General features: G+C 48.6%; 1 protein-coding gene. It reads left to right on the top strand.

All coding sequences use genetic code 11. The features are described 5' to 3' along the window. On the top strand, window positions 1-240 hold a 240-nt coding region (gene lepB / locus F1735_RS34360), incomplete at its 5' end, for a signal peptidase I (protein WP_167241531.1). Window positions 241-383 lie beyond the last annotated feature (143 nt).

Here is a 383-nt window from a genome sequence, read left to right as displayed (position 1 = left end):
AAGGCTGTCTACAACCTGGACCAGGTCAAGAACTTCCCGAACCGGGAAGGTTGCACCTATACCGTCGATAAATTTACTTGTATCGTACCTCCCGGCAATTACTTTATGATGGGCGATAATCGGGACAATAGCTCCGACAGCCGTTATTGGGGCTTCGTCCCGAATAAGAATATCGTGGGCAAGGCGTTTTTTGTCTGGATGAACCTGGGCAGTCTTGGCCGCATCGGCAGCATTCACTAACGTCAAAGGGATTTACTATGTACGGATCGAAACCGGTCAATCTGGCGAAACAGCAGGGTGTCTCCTTGTCGGGCCTGATTTTTTTGCTGGCAATCATTACTTTTATTGCCATGTTTGCCATGAAAGTCTTCCCGACCTTTCTG

The sequence above is a fragment of the Massilia genomosp. 1 genome (assembly GCF_011682185.1).
GTDB classification, from domain to species: domain Bacteria; phylum Pseudomonadota; class Gammaproteobacteria; order Burkholderiales; family Burkholderiaceae_D; genus Telluria_A; species Telluria_A rubra.
This window is presented reverse-complemented; position numbering and strand designations above follow the sequence as displayed.